We start from the raw sequence: 21,847 nt of genomic DNA, 5'->3' as shown, positions 1-21,847 counted from the left end.
TTATAAAACCAGACAAAAAACAATACTCAAAATAAAAATTACTCAAAAAACGTGGTCTTAAATTGCGAGATTTTAATAAAATCAAAAATCTAATATTTTTGTGAATTGTAGGATAATAGCATTATTTTATAAAAAATTACCTTTAAAAACATTCCAGAAACAAAAAACCAGTCAAAAAATGACTGGTTCTATCAAATATTAAAGAAAATTTTGAATATTAAGCTAAATACTCAGAACCCTGAACAACACCTCTTTTCTCGATTTCTTTATCAATATATGTTTGAATTGCCGATTTATTTAAGCCCCAATTAGGCGCAATAAGTAAATCCCAGTCTGAGATTCCGAAAAGCCTCTGAATAACGATATCCGGACGGAGCATCGGGATGAGCTCACATAGCAGATCAGTATACTCTTCCAGAGAAAACAACTTAAAAGGTTCTTTTTTATACCTGGCCCCCATTATTGAGCCCTCTACTATATGAAGGTGGTGGAATTTAACAAACTTGATTTGGGGAAAGCGGTTAATCTCATGAATATAGCCATGCATTTGAGCCCTCGTTTCCCAGGGGAATCCAAAAATGGTGTGTACACACAGATCGAGCTTGCTGTTCTCCAGCAGTTTAACAGCCGCTACAAATTCACCGTGACTACAGCCCCGGTTGATCTGCTCCAGGGTTTCATCATATATCGATTCCATCCCCATTTCCAGATCCACATCGAAGCGATCCGTGTAACTTTCAAGCAAAGCCACCTTTTCCGCATCAATGCAATCAGGACGGGTACCCACGGCAAACCCTACAATATTCTCTGTTTCTACCGAGAGGGCTTCATCGTACATCATCTTTAAATAATGAGTAGGTGCATAAGTATTGGTATTCGGCTGAAAATAGACTATGAACTTATCTGCGCGATAACCGTTCTTCGCTCTTTTGATACCCTCTTCCAGCTGCTCTCTTATGGTTGGCATTTTACGCGAAGGCTCTGGCGTAAAGGAATCCACGTTGCAATAGGTGCAACCACCATAGCCTTTGCTCCCATCACGGTTTGGGCAGGTAAATCCTCCATCTACAATTACCTTGAACACACGCTGACCATTATATTTTTCACGCAAATGTGTTCCGTAATTTTTATACCCTTTTATTCCAAAATCAACCTGTGTTCCCATCCGGCAAAAATACACAAATACATTTATTATAACAGGGTGGTTTTTTTAAGATGCGAAGCCGGACTAAATAACAAACCCCGCAAATGCGGGGCTGAAGTGAATGAATGTAATATATTGTTAAAACAACCTAAACCTCTTGCTCCTTTTTATTGATAAAGAAGTAAACCGGAACGCCTATTAAAACGATAACAAGCCCCGGCCAGGTATATTGTTGTTTATATATCAATAGCAAAACGCAAAACGCAGCGCCAATGAGCAGATAGATAATGGGGGTAACCGGATACATCCAGGTTTTATAAGGTCTTTCCAATCCGGGTTTTTTGATCCTCAGATAAATTACTCCAAATACGGTAATCATGTAAAAAAGAACAATTACAAAAGAAATCATATCCAGAAGATTGCCATATTGACCGCTTAAACATAAAACTGAAGCCCAGATTCCCTGCATCCAGAGTGATTTTTCCGGCACACCGTTTTTATTATTCTGAAGTGCTGCCTTGAAAAACATTCCGTCCTTTGCCATGGTTTGAAAAACGCGTGCTCCCGCAAGAACGATTCCGTTAACGCAGCCAAATGTAGATATCATTACCAGAATGGCCATTACAATCGTACCTATACCATTACCAAAAATCTGTTCAGACACCACAACGGCAACCCGGTCATTAGGCGCAAATGCAATTCCATCTCTGCCCAGAGTATTTAAATAAATAAAATTAACCAGTAAATATAGCGCCATCACCGCCGATGTACCCAACACCATTGAACGTACAACATTCTTTTTAGGGTTTTCTATTTCTCCCGACACGAAGGTTACGTTTTCCCAGGCTACACTCGAAAAAACCGAACCCACCATGGCGGCCGCAATCCCACCCATAATGGTCATTCCTGATATAGATTCCCAGCCGGTTTTCGTGAAATTGCCCACTGCATCTGTTTTTAAATTGTTAAATGCAGCCCAGCCAAAACTCATATTTTCCGACCAAAAGCTGGTTTTAACCAGAAGAAATCCCAGTATGATGAGGCCGATCAGCGCAATAATTTTTGAACCTGTAAAAATATTCTGTAGCAGCTTACCGCTTTCAACACCTTTCGTATTAATATAGGTAAGCAGCAAAATCACACCAATAGCCAGAATTTGTATCCATGTAATTTTGTACCCTCCGCTTTGAAAAATTGGAGCGGCGTCGTTCAAGGCGGGAATTAAATAAGCTGTAAACTTACCAAAGGCAACGGCAACCGCGGCAATTGTGCCCGTTTGGATCACTGTAAATAAACCCCAGCCATAAAGAAAGCCCATCATTTTACCGAAAATCTCTTTCAGATAAGTATACTGTCCACCTGCCTTAGGAAACATGGAAGAAAGTTCTCCATAGGAAATGGCTGCTGCAACGGTCATTACACCCGTGATGATCCATACTACAATCAGCCAGTATCCGGAACCCAGATTTCTCATGATGTCGGCACTTACGATAAAAATACCACTCCCGATCATTGAACCCATCACCAGCATCGCGGCATCAAAAAGACCTAATTTCCGTTTAGGAAGTCCATTTTCCGGTATTTTCTCCATTTTTTTGTTTAGTTTTTTTGGTTTTTAGCATTTGTTTGTGGCTAATTTATCTAAAAAAAGAGAAATAAGTGCTTTTCGTGATCTTTTTTACCATAGCACCTGCACTGCTACTCCAACGAAACAACACTAAATATCAGACCTGTCAATCACTTTTCGTTCATTATTCTCTCATTCTCTTCTTATCCAAATCAGTGCGACAATCAATCTTCTCTTCATAAATAAATGATTATATTGCTTTACCAATAAAAATCAATGTTCTTTACTGATGAGCGTAAACCAACAGAACATGATATAACTTAACCAATAACCAAATATTTAATTATGGATTTTTTAGAAAACAACTTAATTTACTTTATTCCTGCCCTGGGCTTTCTGGGTATTATTGTGATGATGTTTAAAAGCGCCTGGGTGAGCAAACAAGACCCGGGCGACAAGAATATGCAGGAACTTGCGGGCTACATAGCAGATGGTGCAATGGCGTTCCTGAAAGCAGAGTGGCGTGTATTGAGCATTTTCGCCATTTTCACCGCTGCACTCCTTGCCTATTCAGGCAGCATCACCGAAATCAAAGGTGTTCCCATGCACTCCAGCTGGATCATCTCTATTTCCTTTTTAATCGGAGCAGTTTTTTCGGCAACGGCCGGATACATCGGTATGAAATCGGCAACCAAAGCCAATGTACGAACCACACAGGCTGCAAGAACCAGTCTCAAGCAGGCACTGAAAGTATCCTTCACCGGTGGAACTGTAATGGGCCTCGGCGTTGCGGGACTTGCCGTATTGGGACTGGGTGGATTATTCATCGTATTTTTAAAACACTTTAATGTTGTTTCAGTGAACAGCGTGGAAATGAAAACCGCCATTGAGGTCCTTACGGGCTTTTCTCTTGGCGCAGAATCGATCGCTTTATTTGCCAGAGTGGGAGGTGGGATTTATACCAAGGCGGCGGATGTTGGTGCCGATCTGGTTGGTAAGGTAGAAGCCGGCATTCCTGAAGACGATGTTCGTAACCCGGCCACCATTGCAGATAACGTGGGCGATAACGTGGGCGATGTTGCTGGGATGGGAGCTGATTTATTCGGATCGTACGTGGCTACCATTCTGGCCACCATGGTACTTGGCCAGGAAATCAACGTTACCGACAAATTTGGTGGAATGTCACCTATCCTGCTTCCGATGGTAATCTGCGGCCTGGGCATTGTATTTTCGATTATAGGGACTTGGTTTGTGACCATAAAGGATGATAAATCCAATGTACAGAATGCGTTGAACCTCGGAAACTGGTCCTCCATCGTCATTACCGCGATCGCCTCTTTTTTTATCGTAAAATGGATGCTCCCGGAAACATTAAGTTTACGTGGTTACTCATTCTCCAGTATCAATGTATTTTACGCCATTATGGTTGGCCTGGTAGTAGGAACCATCATGAGCATTGTTACTGAGTATTTTACTGCAATGGGTAAAGGCCCCGTTAATTCCATTATACAGCAATCCTCCACCGGACATGCCACCAATATTATTGCCGGATTATCTGTTGGAATGAAATCTACGGTAATCCCGATTCTGGTTCTGGCAGGTGGCATTATGGCTTCTTACCACTTTGCCGGACTATATGGAGTGGCTATTGCAGCGGCAGGTATGATGGCTACCACAGCCATGCAACTGGCAATAGATGCTTTCGGGCCGATTGCTGACAATGCAGGTGGTATCGCAGAGATGAGTCAGCTCCCCCCGGAAGTACGAGAGCGCACCGACAACCTCGATGCGGTAGGCAACACCACTGCTGCAACAGGTAAAGGTTTTGCCATCGCTTCCGCAGCACTAACGTCGTTAGCCCTGTTTGCCGCCTTCGTTGGTATCGCCGGGATCAGCGCCATCGATATTTACAAAGCGCCTGTTCTGGCCGGCCTGTTTATTGGCGGGATGATCCCATTTATTTTCTCAGCCTTATGTATCCAGGCAGTTGGTAAGGCAGCTATGGATATGGTACAGGAAGTACGCCGTCAGTTTCGCGAAATCCCAGGAATCATGGAATATAAGGCAAAACCTGAGTATGAAAAATGCGTCGCCATCTCTACTAAAGCTTCAATCCGTGAAATGATGATGCCCGGAGCAATTGCATTGATCACTCCTATTATTATTGGCTTTACCTTCGGCCCTGAAGTACTAGGTGGTTTACTGGCCGGGGTAACCGTAACCGGTGTGCTGATGGGAATATTCCAAAGTAATGCCGGCGGGGCCTGGGATAATGCCAAAAAATCATTTGAGCAAGGTGTGGTCATTAACGGGGAAACTTTTTATAAAAAATCAGAACCACATAAAGCTTCGGTAACAGGAGATACGGTTGGCGATCCTTTTAAAGATACTTCCGGGCCGTCAATGAACATTTTAATTAAATTAATGTCGATTGTTTCACTCGTAATTGCACCATACATTGCAGTGAAGGCAATTCCGGGTGAAGTTAAGCAAGAAGTTAGCAAAGAAATTAGAATTGAGCGAAAAACCGATCAAACGGGAAGGATAATTACAGATACTTTAACAAATACAACAGACACAATTTTGCATTAGTTGTAAAAAGCTAGATATAAAAAGGGTAAAAGGGACTTTTAACTTAAATCCCTTTTACAATTCCGTAATTTTTATTTAGGTTTGGAACTGAATTAATCTAAACAAAACTATAATATGAGTTTATTTGCAAAAAAGCCTATGCACCTTCTCCTTGAGGAAGCTGGAGATTCGAGTAAGGGCTTAAAACGTACGCTTAGTGCGGGTGCCCTGGTTGCGCTGGGCATAGGGGCAATTATTGGAGCAGGACTGTTTGTACGTACAGCTGCTGCTGCTGCGCAAAACGCCGGCCCTTCTGTAACGATTGGATTTATCATTGCTGCCATAGGCTGTGCATTAGCAGGTTTATGTTATGCTGAACTTTCATCTTCTATTCCGATTTCCGGTAGTGCCTATACTTACACCTATGCAACAATGGGAGAATTAATGGCATGGATTATCGGATGGGATTTGGTACTGGAATATGCCGTAGGTGCTGCCACTGTTGGTATAGCCTGGAGCGAATACCTCAATAAATTACTGGTCGAAGTTTTGCACACCTCCCCCATACCCTATGAATGGTGTCACTCCCCTTTCCAAACCCATGTAGACGGTACGGTGTCTGGAATTATCAATTTACCGGCTTTATTCATTGTAGTATTATTGAGTTTATTACTGATCAAAGGAACATCTGAGTCTGCTTTTGTAAACGGGATAATCGTAATTACCAAGGTGAGTATCGTAATCTTAATTATTATTCTGGGTTGGAGCTTTATCAACGAATCAAATCACCATCCATATATTCCACCAGCTACAACTTACGTAGATCATGCAGGAATCAGCCATAGTTATGGTGGCATTATGGGAATTCTCGGAGCTGCCGGAACCGTATTCTTTGCCTTCATTGGGTTCGATGCGGTAAGTACTGCAGCACAGGAAACTAAAAATCCTAAAACCGCGATGCCTATCGGTATTCTGGGTTCACTTGCCGTTTGTACTGTATTATATATTCTTTTTGCCCACGTATTAACCGGAATGGCGCCAATTGAATTCTTCCGTACCAAAGGTGGAGAGGCTTCAGTAGTAGCAGCAATCAGTGAGTATATGACAGGATATGGCTGGTTAGCTAAGCTGGTAACAGTAGCTATCCTGGCTGGTTTCTCATCAGTAATCTTGGTGATGTTATTGGGTCAGAGCCGTGTTTTTTACTCGATGAGTAAAGATGGTTTATTACCGAAGATGTTTAGCGATTTACATCCGAAATTTAAAACCCCGCATAAAGCAAACTTATTTATCCTGGTACTGGTTGGCCTTTTTGCTGCCTTTATACCTGGTGATGTGGTTGGTGATATGACAAGTATTGGTACTTTATTCGCCTTTATGCTGGTTTGTATCGCCGTAATCATTTTAAGAAAAACGGATCCTGATCTGCCTCGCCAGTTCAAAGCCCCCTGGGTGCCTGTTGTACCGGTTTTAGGTGTTTTAGTTTGTGGCGCGATGATATTCGGATTAGGCTGGACAAACTGGTTGAGATTATTTGGATGGCTGGCCATTGGATTTATTATCTATTTCGGATACAGCGTAAAAAATTCTGTGTTACGCAAATCCGGAAAAACAGTTTTTCCTACTGATCCGCCAAAACCTGACATTTTAGATTAAAATTATAATAATTTTTGAAAGCTCCGACGAAAGTCGGGGCTTTTTTTATGTTAAGTTATTGTTAATAAATTAACTTTGCAGAAAAAAACCAATGCGCTATTCCTTACCATTATTTCATCGTCGTTATGTGATTGCTTCAGTGCTGTTGTTGATTTCTTCACACCTCTTTGCACAACGCACCATTAATGATGTAATGGATTCTACCACGGTTAACCATTTGCTTATTATTTCAAAAAAGTATGGTTCACTATCTTTCAGCGGCTATCTGCAACCCCAGTTTCAGTTTGCACAGTCAAACGGAACCCAGGCCGAGTACCAGGGTGGTAACTTTGGGGAATATACCAATAACCGGTTCAGGTTACGCAGGGGCCGTTTACGGGCAGATTACATGCTGCTAACCGACGAAGGCGACCCGTCGACCTACTTCGTTCTTCAATTTGACGGCACAGAACAGGGCGTAGCCATCCGCGATTTCTGGGGTCGGTACTATGAAAACAAATGGAAACTCATGTATGTCACCATTGGTCTTTCCGGGCGTCCTTTCGGAAATGAGTTACAGCTGTCTTCATCAGTACGTGAAGCACCCGAGCGTGGCAGAATGTCGCAGATTTTAATGAAAACAGAACGTGATCTTGGTGCAACTTTTTCATTCAATCCGAGATGGAAAGATGCAACGCTAAAAAATCTGGTGCTTGATATGGGAGTTTACAATGGTCAGGGCCTTGCAGGTACAGGTGAATTCGATAACAGTAAAGACTTTATTTTCAGACTAAGCCACAAACCTTACACGTTCAAAAATGCAGGCTTTTCTGTTGCCGGAGGTATCAGCATGCTGCAGGGCGGATTAAATCACCGCCTCCCGGTTAGCTACAAAATGGATAACGTTAACGGGATGTATCAAATGGTGAAAGATTCATCAGCAAATACGGTAAACAAAGTGGCACCACGCCGCTATTATGGAGCAGACGTTCAGCTGGCTACAGCCACAAAAAGCTGGAAATCAGAAGTAAGGGCTGAGGTGATATCCGGAATGCAAACCGGAACATCTACCACATCCACTACCCCCGGATCCTATCCCGTAGACAGCAAATCTGTTGCGCTTCCATACTATACCCGAACATTTAACGGCGCCTACCTCACCTTCGTTCAAACCCTGAGCAGTACCAACGATCAAATTATTTTAAAATACGACTGGTATGATCCCAATTCAAAAGTTAAAGGAATGGACATCAGCCCATCAAGGGGGCTATCAGCTGCTGATGTTCGGTTTGACACCTTCGGCTTTGGTTTTCTGCATCATTTCAATCCTCACTTTAAAGCGGTAGTATATTACGATGTCATCCGCAATGAAAACACGCAGGTAACCGGATACACCGACGACCGCAAGGATAATGTATTCACTTTGAGAACGCAATTCTATTTTTAACCCCTTTATAGGTAGAATTTAATACTATTGCTTTACATTTGTTAAAAAAGCAGCAATATGAAACTGGATTTCATGAAATTCGACCTTAACCAGATCCTGACCACAACAATGGTTATCTTTGCCATTATTGATATCCTGGGATCCATACCGGTAGTGATTCAGCTTCGGAAAAAGGCGGGCCATATTGAGTCAGAAAAAGCTTCGATTGTAGCTGCCGGATTAATGATCCTTTTTCTGTTTCTTGGTGAATCACTGCTTAAAGTAATCGGTCTTGATGTAGAATCCTTTGCTATTGCAGGCTCCCTGGTAATCTTCTGTATCGCTATGGAAATGGTACTCGGCTTAACCATTTTCAAAGAAGAAGCACCTGAAACCGTTTCCATTGTTCCATTGGCATTCCCGATCATTGCCGGCGCCGGAACGATGACTACCTTGCTATCACTCAAAACGGAATATCAAACTCAAAATATCCTCGTTGGTATCATTTTAAACATGTTATTTGTTTATTTCGTGCTTAAAAACACCGAGCGCCTGGAAAAGCTGTTCGGTAAAACCGGATTGAATATCCTGCGTAAAGCTTTTGGTGTAATCCTGCTGGCCATTGCAATCAAGCTCTTCAGAAACAATACAGGGCTTTAACAGCTATACGGTAAAGCTGTTAGTATCTGTAACAAATTATCCGTATATTGATCTTAACAATAAAGCTAACCAAAGAATGAACAGCTTTGAAGAATATACCTTACTCATTGGAGCGATTGCTGTCTTAATCGAAGCAGTAAAATTCTTTAAAAAGAATGTTAAATCCTGGTTTGAACATTCTTAAGCCTTTTTGATCAATCTGGCCACGAACATGGTATCTGCATGTCCTTCATATCCTTTAATCACTTCCATCCTTTCCAGTTCCAGCGGAAGCGTTTCGAGCATATGCTCCACTATTGCTTCGTTTTCCGCTTTAAACGCCGAACAGGTAATATAAACCAAGGGCTTACCGGTTTTAAGGTATTTAACCACATTTTGTACAATTCCCTTTTGAATGGTGGCGAACTGATTAATCTTTCGTTCTTCGAAGAAAGTCAGCATTTCCGGCGTACGTCCCCAGGTGCCTGAACCTGTACACGGTGCGTCCAGAATAATCCCATCAAACTGATAATGGTGCAAAATCTGGTCGTTGTTTTTTAAGAGGTCTATTTCTTTTTTGTGGTACTTTCTGATTCCTGCCTGTTGAAAGCGCTCATCGAGATTCATTAAAACGGATGACCTTAAATCGCTGACGAGTAATTCAATTACAGGCTCCAGGCTATGGAGTAGTAAACTCTTACCTCCAGAAGCTGCGCAGCAATCCCACCATTTGTCCCATTTGGCGGGCTGAAAATAACTCCCCGTATACTGTGATGAAAGATCCTGAACCTGATAAGATCCTTCTTTCAGAATCGTTTCCAGCTTAGTTCCGTTAGGCAATGCCAAAGCGGTTTCAGAAAGCTGCCGGGCAGCAATGTTTTCTGCCTTCAATTTCTGAATAATGCCGGGTGCATCCATGCCCTCCACACGGATAAAAAGATCAGGCTGTTTGAAGAAAGACTCAAAAAAAGCTTCCTGATCTATACTTTCAGAAAGATCAGCATGAAACGGATAAACGGCAGCCAGGTCAAATGCAGGATATCTGTTTTTGACCAGCGCAAGCTTTTCTTTTAAGCTCAACTGGATTTGCGCAGCGAAATCCGGCAGATTTTTTTCAACAATTAAACTTAAGGTATCGTGGCAAAGAAAATCGGCAATACTCAAACGTTCTTCGTTACCGAGTGCAGGTAATGCTTTTCCCAGCCTGAAAAAACTGTATAAATGCCGGGTAGCCCATCTCCGGTCTGCCGAGCCCATTTGTTTATGTTGCTTAAAATAAACAGGAAGGAAACGGTGTAAAGGCAAAACGCCGTCGTATTGACTTAAAATTTGCTTAAAGGCTTTAAGTTGATGCTCTGCTCTCATACAGCTTATTGAAAATTAGTTTAGTCTATTGCAGTTAATGCGAAGTTTTTGTACTTCAACAGCATTAAGCTGGTGTTAATATAGCCTAATTTTTCGTCGTGAATAAATGAAAATGAATTATGTAAGCCTTTATATTTTTCTTTCGTCAGGTAATCCCTGAAGTCTTCACCGTAGTTGGAAAGTAGTCTGCCAAAGTAGAAACCAATATCGAAGCCTTTAAAAGCATATTCGCCCGGCTCAAATCCATATTGATACCTGTATTTTTTAATAAAGGCAATGGTACCCGCATTTTTGTAATCAATTTTATATGACGAACTGATAATGGTGTTCAAAGCCTGAACTTTTTCCGTAGGATAGTTTTGTTTGACCCAGTTTGGATGACCAAAGAGATTAATATTATATCCTCCTGATGCAAGCGTTTTGAGTTTGTATAGCTTCTCTATGGTAGGCAGCACAAAGGCGCGGTCGGAAGAAGTAACAATAACTGCATATTGCTTTCCTTTGATCATCTTAGTTTCAAAGGTATATGCCGAAGCATATTCCTGCACAGTAAATTTGCCTTCGCCTTGTAAATAGCTACGAATCGGTGCAGCGAAGCTTTCATCTTCTGTTTTCTTAGGGTTGATAAGTACAATGATCGTATTTGCCGGGTTGTACGCTTTTGAAATATAAGCCGCAATCTTCTTCCCATGCAAATCAACATTATTGACGATAGAAATCAGATTGGGATTGTTAATTTCAGCAGGGTTTGTAGCGGCCAGCGGAGATACCACTAAGGCATTATTCTCTTTGGAATAGGTGCTGATAAACTTGAGTCCGTCAGGAAAAACCGGACCGATAAGCAGGTTGCTTTCCTTAAACCGCTCATTTTTATAGAGCATCGAAATATGTGCATTATCATCTTGTGTATCGAACACATTCAGCTTAAAGTTTACACCTGTAGCGGCAGCAGAGTCGAGCCCCAGTTTAAAGCCCTGGTAAAAGTCGATTGGCATCGCATACTTTTCGATGTCTGCTTTGCTTGCTGTTTTTAAGTTCAGTTCATCAAGTTTGAAAGGTACCAGTAATGAAATTCCTGCCTGGTTAAACTTTTTGATTGTTTTTTTCTCGGCAGGTTTTTCTTTTTTCTCTGTTTTTTTGGTGTTATCTGCTTTTGGCGTTAATACCTTCGGCGAACATGCACTCAAAACCAGAATTGAAGAAAATAAAACCCAGTAAACCTTTTTCAAATTCATACCTTTCTCTTTTAACAAAATATGCTAGCAAAGTTTATTCCACCTTGCTAGCATATTGATTTTATTTACAGACCCCCAGCTAAACTATTCCCACTCGATAGTTGCAGGTGGCTTAGAGCTGATGTCGTAAACAACCCTGTTGATGCCTTTTACTTTATTAATAATATCATTTGAAATTTTAGCCAGCACAGGATAAGGTAAGTGACACCAGTCTGCCGTCATCCCATCAAGAGATTCTACGGCTCTTAAAGCAATCACATTCTCATAGGTACGCTCATCGCCCATTACGCCTACCGATCGAACCGGAAGGAAAATGGCACCAGCCTGCCATACCTTGTCGTATAAACCGGCTTCTTTCAGGTTATCGATGAAAATCTTATCAGCATCCTGTAAAATGGCTACCTTCTCTGGTGTAACTTCACCTATGATCCGAATACCTAAACCCGGACCCGGGAAAGGGTGACGGCCTAAGATGAAAGATTCTAAACCAAGTGTGCTCCCTACCCTTCTTACTTCGTCTTTAAACAATGTTTTAAGCGGCTCTACCACCTTTAATTTCATGAAGTCGGGTAAACCGCCCACATTATGGTGAGATTTAATCGTAGCAGAAGGACCTTTTACTGAAACTGACTCGATAATATCCGGGTAAATGGTTCCCTGAGCCAGCCATTTTACATCCTGAATCTGGTGCGATTCTTCGTCGAATACCTCAATAAATACGCGGCCAATAATCTTGCGCTTTTGCTCCGGATCCTCTACGCCAGCTAACTGGCCCAGGAACTTATCCTTTGCATCAACACCTTTAATATTTAAACCGAAATCCTTGTATTGCTCTAATACACTTTCATATTCGTTTTTACGCAATAAACCATTATCAACGAAAATACAGTGCAGGTTTTTACCTATGGCCTTGTGCAATAACACTGCTGCTACGCTGCTATCCACACCGCCAGAAAGTGCCAATACTACTTTATCATCACCTAAAGTCTCTTTTAACTCCGCAATAGTCGTATCTACGAAAGCGGCTGAGGTCCAGTCCTGACTGCAACCACAAATATCTACCAGGAAGTTTTCCAAAAGGATTTTTCCATCGATACTGTGCGTCACTTCCGGATGGAACTGTATCGCATAGGTATCAGAATCTTTAATGTGGTATGCTGCAACTTTAACACTTTCGGTACTGGCAATCAGCTCAAAGTGTTCAGGGACTTCTGTGATGGTATCCCCATGACTCATCCAAACCTGCGAATCGATGTTGATACCCTTGAATAACTTATTTTCCTGATTTACAAAATTCAGGTTAGCACGGCCATATTCACGGGTAGAAGATGCCTGAACGGCACCACCCGAATGCTGGGCAATGTATTGTGCACCATAACAAACAGCCAGCAACGGATATTTTAAATGGTATTTTGATAAATCGATCTGAGGAGCATCTTCCTGACGAACAGAATAAGGACTTCCTGAGAAGATCACTCCCTTAACATCTGGCGTAACCTCCGGAAGATTATTATATGGATATATTTCACAGTAAATATTCAGTTCGCGAACTCTACGAGCGATGAGTTGTGTAAATTGCGAACCAAAATCGACGATAATGATTTTTTCTTGCATCCGCAAAGTTAGTGATTAGATGTGAGATTTGAGAGGTGCGGCAAGAGATTTTTAGAAATGAATTTAAGACTCCAGCAAAACCACTTCAACGCCAAATTTTCTTAAGAAATCTACACCTTCATCGCTTGGCAACCCCTTATAGGCTGCATAAGATTTAGAATAATAAACCAGTTTTATCCCTGATGATAAAATCAGACGGGCACAGGCAATACATGGAGATAGTGTGGTATACAAAGTACAGCCTTCTATTTTCGAACCGTTTTTTGAAGCATAAAGAATGGCATTTTCTTCCGCATGCAGCGCAAGTGAGCAGCTACCTTTGCTATCGCGTGCGCAACCATGTTCCGGCCACTCTTCATCACAGTTGTGTGTACCTGCCGGAGGGCCGTTATAACCAATGGAAATAATCCGGGTATCTTTTGTTAAAACCGCACCAACATGTGCCCGGACACAGTGAGAACGGGCAGCTAAATCTGTCGCCAGATTCATAAATATGGTATCGAAACTAGGTTTGTCAGTCATCTATAAAATCAAAAAAGCCACAAAGACATGAATCTTTGTGGCTGTAAAAATAGTTTATTATAAATTAATGTCCGCCAGAAAGTTTTTTATCAAAGCTGATTCCCTGCGATCTTAAAATACCACTCACTCTCCAGGCATAAAATGCGAGGTAGGCAAAACAGATAATCCCTACAACATAGCTGTATTGAATCCCTGTGAATTCCGATACTACACCTTGTAACCAGCTGATGATGCCACCACCCATAATCATCATGATTAAGAATGAAGAACCCTGACTGGTATGTTTACCCAGGCCGCTCACCGCTAAAGTGAAAATACATGGCCATAAAGTACTGCAGAACAAACCTACACTGGTAATGGCATAAACACTCACCATTCCTGTAGTAAACATCCCAACCAATAGTGCGGTGATGCCAATGGCAGAGAAAATCAATAACATACGGGCAGGATTGCCTTTACTTGCCATATCAGCAGCAATTAGTACCAGAATAATCAATCCGTAAACATAAAAAGGTGCCAGATCGTGATCGGCGATAGCGTTCACGGCAAGGAATATTCCGAAAGCCAGGTAAGGTGCAATAAACCTTAACACTTTTTGTGTACTTACGTTGTCTGTAAATGCTTCCACAGCGCCTGTCCACCGGCCAATCATCATACTTGCCCAGTAAAGTGAAATATAGGGGGCGATATCATGAAGTGCAAAGCCAAGGTCTTTTTCCATGTAGGCAGGTAAATTACTCGCCGTAGATACCTCAACACCCACATAAACAAAAATCGCAATCATCCCCAATACCAGTTGCGGATATTTCAATGCCGATCCCTTAATCGATTTAGTATCATCTGATGAAGCTTCCACCAATGCTGGTCGGTCAGGCAATGAAGATAATTTAAGGAAAACGGCAACAGCAATAAAAGCTACACCCAAAATCAGGTAAGGAATTTTAACACTTTCCACGCTGATATCTGTAGAAGCGGTTGCTGCTGATCCGAAAATTGCAAAACTAACCACCAGTGGACCTATAGTTGTGCCGAAGTTATTAATCCCGCCTGCTAGTGTTAAACGTTGCGAACCTGTTCTGATTGGTCCTAATGCAATAGCCAAAGGATTGGCAACCGTTTGCTGTAGTGAAAAGCCCAGGGCAACAATAAACAAACCTGATAGCATTAAAGGAAATGAATGAAGATTTGCAGCCGGATAAAATAATAGTGTTCCCAATGCTGAAATTACCAAACCAAGCGCCAATGAGTTCTTGTAGCCCAGTTTGTTTACAATATCCTGCCCCATCAAAACAGAAATACCGTTATAAATTAATGCCCCAACGGTATAGGCAATATAAAAAGCTAAAGACACCAGCTGACTTTCAGCTTGCGACAGATCGAATGCTTTTTTAAATACAGGGATCAAGATATCGTTACTCGCGGCTACAAAGCCCCAAAAAAAGAATACTGTAACGAGGGGGATAAACTGCCCCCACTTGGTTTGTGTTTGTTCTGAATTCATTTTATATATTTAGTTTTAGTGGGGCTAAACATAAATAAAAAAAAATGAAAAACCCGTAACTTTTATGCAACCAGTGCAACAAAAATAAATGCTACATGTTTATATTTAAAATTGCATATTCGCATATTATAAGATAATACAATACATGTTTGAAGCCATTTTATTAGGTATTGGGGCAGGGATTATTTCGTCGTTTTTAACAGGTCCGGTATTTTTCGCAATGATTAAAACCAGTATAGAAAGAGGCTTTATGGCCGGTTTTTCTCTGGCTATTGGCGTGATTATAAGCGACGTCATCCTCATCAGCATGGTGCTTTTCGGTGCCCAGTTTTTTGATTATAAAGCAGAATTCGATAAGTATGTAGGCATCATTGGGGGTGTTTTCCTCCTGGCCGTCGGCATCTACTACCTCGTATCCAAAATAGCAGTTCATTACAATAGTTCAACCCTTCAGAAAGTAAGCAAAAGAAGCTACGTTTTGAAGGGTTTTTTAATGTGCATCCTTACCCCTTCAACACTGATGTTCTGGATTGTGGTGAGCGGGATCATTTCTGTGAAACTTAATAACATGCTTAACGAAAAGCTTTTATGTTTTTTCATCGCCATGGCAACACAGCTGAGTATCGACGGGGCCAAAAGCTTCTACTCCAGTAAACTGCGTTACCGCATAAAGGAAGATGCACTTAGAAAGCTGAATAAAATTGCGGGCGTCATTATTATAGTGTTCGCCTTCTGGCTGGTAATCAAAACCTATTTAAAATTTTATGCATAATTGGTTAGTGTAAAATTCAACTTTAACCATTTAAGGAATGTAAGGGCATTGCAGCGCTACTTTAATATTGAGCACTCAACCCCAATTGTTAAATTCCTGTCTTACATTTTCTCCTATTCCTTCCAGGGTTCAATAAAAACCCCTGAAATGCAAAAGGCCCGTAAAATACGGGCCTTCTGTATGTATACTATAAGAATAACAAAAGCTTAATAAGCTCTCTGGTTGTTTCCTTCTTTCCAGTTAATGAAAGCTTTATTCACTACCTTGTTACCACCTGGCGTTGGATAGTTTCCGGAGAAATACCAGTCACCTTTATTTTTCGGACAAGCGATATGAAGGTTTTCCAGACTCTGGTAAATAACCTCAACCTCTGCTACGGTACCTTTAGGTGTAATGATCTGTGCAATCTTCGCTGAAATTTCTTCCGGCGTAAATGGAGCATAGATCTCTTTTACATGATTGACAATTTCTTCTTTAGGCAATAACAGCGATGCTTTACATTTGGTGTAAACATCCTCAATTACCTGCCACATGCCACGCTCCGTAAGTAACTGAATTGCGGCATCAAAGGCTACAAACTGCCCCATTCTACTCATATCGATACCATAACAATCCGGATAACGAATCTGAGGTGCAGAAGAAACGATAATAATTTTCTTTGGATGCAGGCGATCAACAATTTTAATGATACTCTGCTTTAACGTTGTACCACGAACAATTGAATCGTCTAATGCCACCAATGTGTCTTTATGATTATTGATGATACCGTAAGTAGTATCATAAACGTGTGCAACCATTTCACTACGGTCCGCATCCTGAGTAATGAAAGTACGGAGCTTTACATCTTTTACAGCAAGCTTTTCAACACGCGGCGCCATTGACAGCAACTCTTCCAGCTGCTCATCACTTAGCTCTTCTTTTTTATGTAAAAGAATATCCTTCTGATGTCTGCGAACGTATTGGTTCACCCCATCCACCATTCCAAAAAAGGCCACTTCTGCCGTGTTTGGAATAAATGAAAACACCGTATTCTTCAGATCGTAATTAACCGTTTGAAGGATTTTTTCCGTTAGTAATCTACCCAATTGCTTACGCTCACGGTAAATTTCAACGTCACTACCTTTAGAGAAGTAAATGCGTTCAAATGAACATGATAATCTTTCGGTAGGCTCACGGAATTGTTCCATGCTCACCTCACCCGTTTTCTTGATGATTAAAGCATGTCCCGGATCAATTTCCTTAACATCTTTAAACTGGATATTAAATGCGGTTTGCAATGCCGGTCTTTCAGACGCAGCGACTACAATCTCATCATCATAATAGTAATAAGCAGGACGAATACCTGCCGGATCGCGCATAATGAATGAATCACCATTACCAACCATACCGCAGATCGAGTATCCGCCATCCCAGGTTTTAGCCGAACGGCGAAGGATGTTGGCAATATCTAAATGCTCAGAAATCTTCTGTGTAATCGCCACATTGTCGTGCCCTTCTTTTTTATACCGGTCAAACAGATCCTGATTTTCATCATCCAGGAAGTGACCGATTTTCTCCAGCACAGTTACCGTATCCGCTTTTTCTTTAGGATGCTGACCCAATTCATACAATTGCTCAAGCAATTCGTCTACATTGGTCATGTTGAAGTTACCGGCAATAACCAGGTTACGTGTCATCCAGTTGTTTTGCCTTAAGAAAGGGTGGCAATTTTCGATGCTGTTTTTACCGTGGGTACCATAACGCAAATGGCCCAATAACACTTCGCCGATAAAGCTTACATTGTCTTTGAGCCATTCTGTATCCTGCATTAATTCAGGCGTATTTTCCTGTATATCTACAAATTTGTTCTGAACATATTCGAAGATATCTGCTACTGCATTCGAAGCCATGCTCCGGTAGCGGCTAATGTACCTACTGCCGGGTTTCATATCCAGCTTAATGGTGGCAATACCTGCGCCATCCTGGCCCCGGTTATGCTGTTTCTCCATTAAAAGGTATAATTTGTTAAGGCCGTAAAGTGCTGTACCGTACTTTTGCTGGTAGTAAGAAAGTGGTTTTAACAGGCGAATAAAAGCGATTCCGCATTCGTGTTTTATCTGATCACTCATTGTGTGGGTTTGAAGCCGCAAAGTTATCCTTTTAAAGCATCACTACCTAAACAAAAATACTTTCTTTTGTCAGGGGGAGGTTAATTTGGTATTGTCCCTATCGATATCATTGCTGAACTTATCGTTATCCTGAGCAGAAAATCAATACAAATTTGCATGTAAAAAGAAGCAATAATATTATATTTTGCTATTTTTTTATAGCAATTTTAACTATATTTGCTTTTATATTATACCAATATGGACAACCTGAAGATAAAATCTAACCTAATCATTCAGCAGCAAATGATGGATGTTGTCAGGCCTTTATCCAAAATAATAGACTGGAGTGATAGACTGATCAGTATTCTGGGTGCAAGAGGAACTGGTAAAACCACTCTGCTTTTACAGTATATCAAGGCTAACTATGGCATCAGTAATGAAGCCATTTATATCACAATGGATGATATTTATTTTACGGATAACTTGCTGTCTGATTTTGCAAAAGAATTTAGACAAAACGGAGGCAAGGCAATATTTATCGATGAAATACACAAATATCCCAACTGGGCAAAAGAGGTTAAAAACATTTATGATTTCTATAAAGATTTGAAAATTGTTTTCACAGGTTCATCTATTATCGATATTTCAAGGCAAAATTCCGACTTAAGCCGGAGAGCTGTTCAATACGAACTAACAGGACTCTCTTATAGGGAATTTCTGGGTTTTGCTGGTATTGCCATCTTACCAACACTTACGCTAGAAAATCTGTTGAAAAACCACGTAGAAATCGCACATGACCTAACGTCCAAATTCAGACCGATACAACATTTAAACAGCTACCTAAAAAGTGGCTATTACCCTTTCTTCCTCGAAAATGTAAATACCTATCACATCAGGTTGGAAAAGGTTGTGAGATTAATTATTGAAGAAGATTTACAGTTTATCGCGGGTTTTAATCCGCATCACTCGCGCAAAATTTATCAATTGTTGTATATTTTATCTACTAATGTACCTTTTAAGCCCAATATTAGTAACCTAAGCGAAAAAACCGGAATTAGCCGGAATATGATTATAGAATACCTATACTATCTTAATAATGCCAAACTGATCAATTCGCTCTCTGCGGCTGGCAAAAGTATCAGTACATTACAGAAACCAGACAAAATATTTTTGGAAAACACGAATTTATCGTTCGCGTTAAGTCCCGGTAATACGGATAAAGGCTCACTACGGGAAGCTTTTTTTATGAATCAGCTTACTAATGCAGCACATGATGTGCACCTGCCTTTGAAGGGAGATTTTTTGGTCGATGATCAGTTTACTTTTGAAATTGGAGGAAAAGGAAAGTCGGCTAAACAAATAGCGGGAACTGAAAAAGCTTTCATAGCTGTAGATGATGTAGAAGCTGGAATAGGCAATAAAATCCCATTGTGGATGTTTGGTTTGTTGAGCTAACCGGCCCATGTCAATCTGATTTAACCGTTCCAAAAAAGCTACCCCAATAAACTTCGCTACATTTTTCCCGACTTCAGTTCTTCACCAAAAAAGATAGAAGCCCTTTCGTCGAACGTTTGTGGGTCGCCGCTGGTGTAGAATGCACGTGTACCACCTGTGCCCAGTTTACCTGCCATCTCCGGGTGTCTTTCCAGATAGCTGACTAAACTACTGGCAACGATTTCTCCCTGAGTTAAAATGTTAATATAATCAGGAAAGACAGTTTTGAGTTTAGGCAACAATAAGGGATAATGGGTGCAGGCCAGCAAAACGCAGTCAATCGCTTCCGATTGCTGCATCAACTGATCACAGTATTCAATGATAAAAAAATCAGCACCCGACTGAAGGTGTTCATTGTTCTCGATCAAAGGAACCCACATTGGGCAGCTTTGCTGATGAACCTTAATATCAGGAAAAAACTTATTAATTTCCAGCAGATAGGATTGCGAATTAACCGTTCCCCGCGTACCCATCACCCCGACAGTTTTGCTGACCGTAAAATCCCCTATCACCTCTGCAGTCGGCCGGATTACACCCAGCACACGCTTACCCGGATACTTAAGTGGTAAATCCTTCTGCTGAATAGTTCTTAATGCTTTAGCAGACGCCGTATTACAAGCCAGGACAACAAGTTCACAACCTTGCGCAAACAGCCATTCCACGCATTCTAAAGTGTATTTATAAATGGTATCGAACGAATGATCTCCGTAGGGTGAACGTGCGTTATCCCCAAGGTAAATATAGTTGTACTGCGGCAAGCGGTCGGCAATTGACCGGAAAACGGTTAATCCGCCGTAGCCTGAATCGAAGATGCCTATCGGGGTGTTGCTCATTGGTTCAATTTAGTACAAGTTTCAGAAGTTCATCAGCTCGTTTGTTCGAGGTAAGAAACAATCGGGTAATTGAACACTTTACCACAACAATAACGAATCTTCCTAAAACAAAAAAGCGGAACTAAGTTAAACTTAATTCCGCAATTTCTTTAACCTTATACCGGAAGAGTATCTTTCCCGGTTAAACTTAATACTATTTTTTAGGCGCAGCAGCTGCTGGTTTTGCAGTTGCAGAAATGCCTAATTTAGTTTTAACTGCTCCGGTGATGTCTTCGCCACCATCCCAGAAAACCAAGTTATTACCACCTTGACCGTTTGCGATATCAAATACGTATGCTAAGCCTTTTTCTTTAGCTACAGCTGAAATTGCAGTTGCAACTTTAGCCTGGATTGGTTGAAATAACTCACCTTGTTTAGTACCCACATCCTGAGATGCTTTAGTACGTGCATCGGTAATGCGTTTTTCAAGATCCTGTAAAGCCTGACCAGCAGCTTGTAATTCTTTACCTACCTGCTCTTTGTTAGCTTCACTTAAAGTTTTTTCCTTAGCCTGGGCTGCAGTTAATTGTGTTTGATATTCTTTAATCATGGCATCAATCTCTGCTTGTTTGGTTTTACCCAAAGTTTCTAATGTAGCCTGAGCCGCTTTTGCTTCAGGAAGGTTAGCAAAAACATCTTCCGAATTAATGTGGCCTAACTTCTGTTGCGCACTTGCCATATTCGCTGTAAACAATAACCCTGCTGCTACAAAGAATACGTTAATTAACTTTCTCATTGTTCTATTTTACTTTTTTATTTTTTTTAATTTATTTTTCCCGAAATCAAGGACGCGAATATACTAATTATTTGCAGTCCCTGGTTTATAGCCTAATTTCACAATTACATCGTTACTTACGTCGTAACTGCTGCTGGCATAAATCATCATGGTCGCTTCACTGCTCTTGTCAAAAATGAAGTCCAGATACTTTGCTTTTGCAATTTGTTTCACCGCATCAGCAACCTTGTCCTGAATAGGCTTAATCAGTTTTATCCTGCTTTGAAAAAGATCACCGTCAGGACCAAATTTAGAACGTTGAAATTCTTTTGCCTGTTTTTCTTTCTCGATGATTTCGTTCTCACGACGCTTACGCATATCGTCAGTTAATAAAACCTGATCTGCCTGGTAAGCTTTATACATGCGATCAATCTCCGAGAAGTTTTGATCTGCCTGCTGCTGCCATTGTTTTGAAGCAACATCCAGCTGGCTTAAAGCCGATTTATATTCTGGCAAATGTTTCAGAATATATTCTGTGTCTACATATGCAAACTTCTGGGCAAATGCGCCGAACGAAGTGCAAATTAGAAATGCGATTAAAAGATATTTTTTCATGTGTGTGTTAATGATATAGTTTATAATAACCTAAGCTTCCTTTAAACTCTTCTTGCAATGTTTTATTGCATAA

17 protein-coding genes are annotated in these 21,847 nt (G+C 41.0%); 6 read left to right on the top strand and 11 right to left on the bottom strand.

Features of this window, described 5'->3' with window-relative positions:
- Positions 1–217: 217 nt before the first annotated feature.
- Together R2Q80_RS13810 and R2Q80_RS13805 are read right to left on the bottom strand one after the other, a co-directional pair.
- Positions 218–1,165, bottom strand: a complete 948-nt coding sequence (locus R2Q80_RS13810; protein WP_316800143.1) for a TIGR01212 family radical SAM protein — start codon at positions 1,163–1,165, stop codon at positions 218–220.
- A 127-nt stretch (positions 1,166–1,292) separates the two neighbouring features.
- Positions 1,293–2,735 carry an APC family permease gene (locus R2Q80_RS13805; RefSeq protein ID WP_316800142.1) on the bottom strand — a complete coding sequence of 481 codons (1,443 nt, stop codon included), beginning with the start codon at positions 2,733–2,735 and terminating at the stop codon, positions 1,293–1,295.
- 321 nt (positions 2,736–3,056) lie between these two features.
- On the opposite strand from R2Q80_RS13805, the gene R2Q80_RS13800 reads away from it, so the two are divergent.
- From R2Q80_RS13800 to R2Q80_RS13785, 4 genes are all read left to right on the top strand, one after another.
- The gene (locus R2Q80_RS13800) at positions 3,057–5,303 is read left to right on the top strand and encodes a sodium-translocating pyrophosphatase (protein WP_316800141.1); all 2,247 of its coding nucleotides are present in this window, start codon (positions 3,057–3,059) and stop codon (positions 5,301–5,303) included.
- 114 nt (positions 5,304–5,417) lie between these two features.
- On the top strand, positions 5,418–6,938 hold the full coding sequence (locus R2Q80_RS13795; RefSeq protein WP_316800140.1) for an amino acid permease: 1,521 nt from the start codon (positions 5,418–5,420) through the stop codon (positions 6,936–6,938).
- Positions 6,939–7,029: 91 nt separating this feature from the next.
- Positions 7,030–8,364, top strand: a complete 1,335-nt coding sequence (locus tag R2Q80_RS13790; RefSeq protein WP_316800139.1) for a porin — start codon at positions 7,030–7,032, stop codon at positions 8,362–8,364.
- Between the two features lie 72 nt (positions 8,365–8,436).
- Positions 8,437–9,003, top strand: coding sequence for a MarC family protein (locus R2Q80_RS13785; RefSeq protein WP_316800291.1), 567 nt, complete (start codon positions 8,437–8,439; stop codon positions 9,001–9,003).
- A 180-nt stretch (positions 9,004–9,183) separates the two neighbouring features.
- Here R2Q80_RS13785 and R2Q80_RS13780 read toward each other — a convergent pair whose 3' ends face one another.
- The 5 genes from R2Q80_RS13780 to R2Q80_RS13760 all read right to left on the bottom strand — a co-directional run bounded on the left by R2Q80_RS13780 (position 9,184) and on the right by R2Q80_RS13760 (position 15,219).
- Entirely contained in the window at positions 9,184–10,347 is a 1,164-nt protein-coding gene (locus R2Q80_RS13780) for an RsmB/NOP family class I SAM-dependent RNA methyltransferase (RefSeq protein ID WP_316800138.1), read from the bottom strand.
- A 20-nt stretch (positions 10,348–10,367) separates the two neighbouring features.
- Positions 10,368–11,582, bottom strand: a complete 1,215-nt coding sequence (locus tag R2Q80_RS13775) for an ABC transporter substrate-binding protein (RefSeq protein WP_316800137.1) — start codon at positions 11,580–11,582, stop codon at positions 10,368–10,370.
- An 84-nt stretch (positions 11,583–11,666) separates the two neighbouring features.
- Positions 11,667–13,196 (bottom strand): glutamine-hydrolyzing GMP synthase, encoded by a 1,530-nt coding sequence (guaA, locus tag R2Q80_RS13770; RefSeq protein WP_316800136.1) that lies wholly within the window; start codon positions 13,194–13,196, stop codon positions 11,667–11,669.
- 63 nt (positions 13,197–13,259) lie between these two features.
- Positions 13,260–13,718, bottom strand: a complete 459-nt coding sequence (locus R2Q80_RS13765) for a dCMP deaminase family protein (protein WP_316800135.1) — start codon at positions 13,716–13,718, stop codon at positions 13,260–13,262.
- A 64-nt stretch (positions 13,719–13,782) separates the two neighbouring features.
- Positions 13,783–15,219 carry an MFS transporter gene (locus R2Q80_RS13760; RefSeq protein ID WP_316800134.1) on the bottom strand — a complete coding sequence of 479 codons (1,437 nt, stop codon included), beginning with the start codon at positions 15,217–15,219 and terminating at the stop codon, positions 13,783–13,785.
- 145 nt (positions 15,220–15,364) lie between these two features.
- Between R2Q80_RS13760 and R2Q80_RS13755 the strand changes: the two genes are divergently transcribed.
- Complete coding sequence (locus R2Q80_RS13755; protein WP_316800133.1) at positions 15,365–15,991, top strand: LysE family translocator; 627 nt, start codon at positions 15,365–15,367, stop codon at positions 15,989–15,991.
- A 206-nt stretch (positions 15,992–16,197) separates the two neighbouring features.
- Here R2Q80_RS13755 and R2Q80_RS13750 read toward each other — a convergent pair whose 3' ends face one another.
- The gene (locus R2Q80_RS13750) at positions 16,198–18,099 is read right to left on the bottom strand and encodes an amidophosphoribosyltransferase (protein WP_316800132.1); all 1,902 of its coding nucleotides are present in this window, start codon (positions 18,097–18,099) and stop codon (positions 16,198–16,200) included.
- Positions 18,100–18,336: 237 nt separating this feature from the next.
- Between R2Q80_RS13750 and R2Q80_RS13745 the strand changes: the two genes are divergently transcribed.
- Entirely contained in the window at positions 18,337–19,533 is a 1,197-nt protein-coding gene (locus R2Q80_RS13745) for an ATP-binding protein (protein ID WP_316800131.1), read from the top strand.
- A gap of 56 nt (positions 19,534–19,589) precedes the next feature.
- Here R2Q80_RS13745 and murI read toward each other — a convergent pair whose 3' ends face one another.
- From murI to R2Q80_RS13730, 3 genes are all read right to left on the bottom strand, one after another.
- Positions 19,590–20,405, bottom strand: a complete 816-nt coding sequence (gene murI / locus R2Q80_RS13740; RefSeq protein WP_316800130.1) for a glutamate racemase — start codon at positions 20,403–20,405, stop codon at positions 19,590–19,592.
- Positions 20,406–20,598: 193 nt separating this feature from the next.
- Complete coding sequence (locus R2Q80_RS13735; protein ID WP_316800129.1) at positions 20,599–21,180, bottom strand: OmpH family outer membrane protein; 582 nt, start codon at positions 21,178–21,180, stop codon at positions 20,599–20,601.
- Positions 21,181–21,243: 63 nt separating this feature from the next.
- Positions 21,244–21,774: an OmpH family outer membrane protein gene (locus R2Q80_RS13730; protein ID WP_047798520.1), complete on the bottom strand. Its 531-nt coding sequence runs from the start codon at positions 21,772–21,774 to the stop codon at positions 21,244–21,246.
- Between the last annotated feature and the right edge of the window lie 73 nt (positions 21,775–21,847).

Source organism: Pedobacter frigidisoli (genome assembly GCF_032678525.1).
Taxonomy (GTDB): domain Bacteria; phylum Bacteroidota; class Bacteroidia; order Sphingobacteriales; family Sphingobacteriaceae; genus Pedobacter; species Pedobacter frigidisoli_A.
Note: the sequence above shows the minus strand (reverse complement) of the source record. Positions and strands in the feature narration are given on the sequence as shown.

Excerpts from the sequence above, each read along its gene's own strand:
- R2Q80_RS13780 (WP_316800138.1), bottom strand. The coding sequence starts at position 10,347 with ATGAGAGCAGAGCATCAACTTAAAGCCTTTAAGCAAATTTTAAGTCAA.
- R2Q80_RS13805 (WP_316800142.1), bottom strand. The coding sequence starts at position 2,735 with ATGGAGAAAATACCGGAAAATGGACTTCCTAAACGGAAATTAGGTCTT.
- R2Q80_RS13775 (WP_316800137.1), bottom strand. The coding sequence starts at position 11,582 with ATGAATTTGAAAAAGGTTTACTGGGTTTTATTTTCTTCAATTCTGGTT.
- R2Q80_RS13765 (WP_316800135.1), bottom strand. The coding sequence starts at position 13,718 with ATGACTGACAAACCTAGTTTCGATACCATATTTATGAATCTGGCGACA.
- R2Q80_RS13755 (WP_316800133.1), top strand. The coding sequence starts at position 15,365 with ATGTTTGAAGCCATTTTATTAGGTATTGGGGCAGGGATTATTTCGTCG.
- R2Q80_RS13800 (WP_316800141.1), top strand. The coding sequence starts at position 3,057 with ATGGATTTTTTAGAAAACAACTTAATTTACTTTATTCCTGCCCTGGGC.
- murI (WP_316800130.1), bottom strand. The coding sequence starts at position 20,405 with ATGAGCAACACCCCGATAGGCATCTTCGATTCAGGCTACGGCGGATTA.
- guaA (WP_316800136.1), bottom strand. The coding sequence starts at position 13,196 with ATGCAAGAAAAAATCATTATCGTCGATTTTGGTTCGCAATTTACACAA.
- R2Q80_RS13745 (WP_316800131.1), top strand. The coding sequence starts at position 18,337 with ATGGACAACCTGAAGATAAAATCTAACCTAATCATTCAGCAGCAAATG.
- R2Q80_RS13760 (WP_316800134.1), bottom strand. The coding sequence starts at position 15,219 with ATGAATTCAGAACAAACACAAACCAAGTGGGGGCAGTTTATCCCCCTC.
- R2Q80_RS13795 (WP_316800140.1), top strand. The coding sequence starts at position 5,418 with ATGAGTTTATTTGCAAAAAAGCCTATGCACCTTCTCCTTGAGGAAGCT.
- R2Q80_RS13730 (WP_047798520.1), bottom strand. The coding sequence starts at position 21,774 with ATGAAAAAATATCTTTTAATCGCATTTCTAATTTGCACTTCGTTCGGC.
- R2Q80_RS13735 (WP_316800129.1), bottom strand. The coding sequence starts at position 21,180 with ATGAGAAAGTTAATTAACGTATTCTTTGTAGCAGCAGGGTTATTGTTT.
- R2Q80_RS13785 (WP_316800291.1), top strand. The coding sequence starts at position 8,437 with ATGAAATTCGACCTTAACCAGATCCTGACCACAACAATGGTTATCTTT.
- R2Q80_RS13750 (WP_316800132.1), bottom strand. The coding sequence starts at position 18,099 with ATGAGTGATCAGATAAAACACGAATGCGGAATCGCTTTTATTCGCCTG.
- R2Q80_RS13790 (WP_316800139.1), top strand. The coding sequence starts at position 7,030 with ATGCGCTATTCCTTACCATTATTTCATCGTCGTTATGTGATTGCTTCA.
- R2Q80_RS13810 (WP_316800143.1), bottom strand. The coding sequence starts at position 1,165 with ATGGGAACACAGGTTGATTTTGGAATAAAAGGGTATAAAAATTACGGA.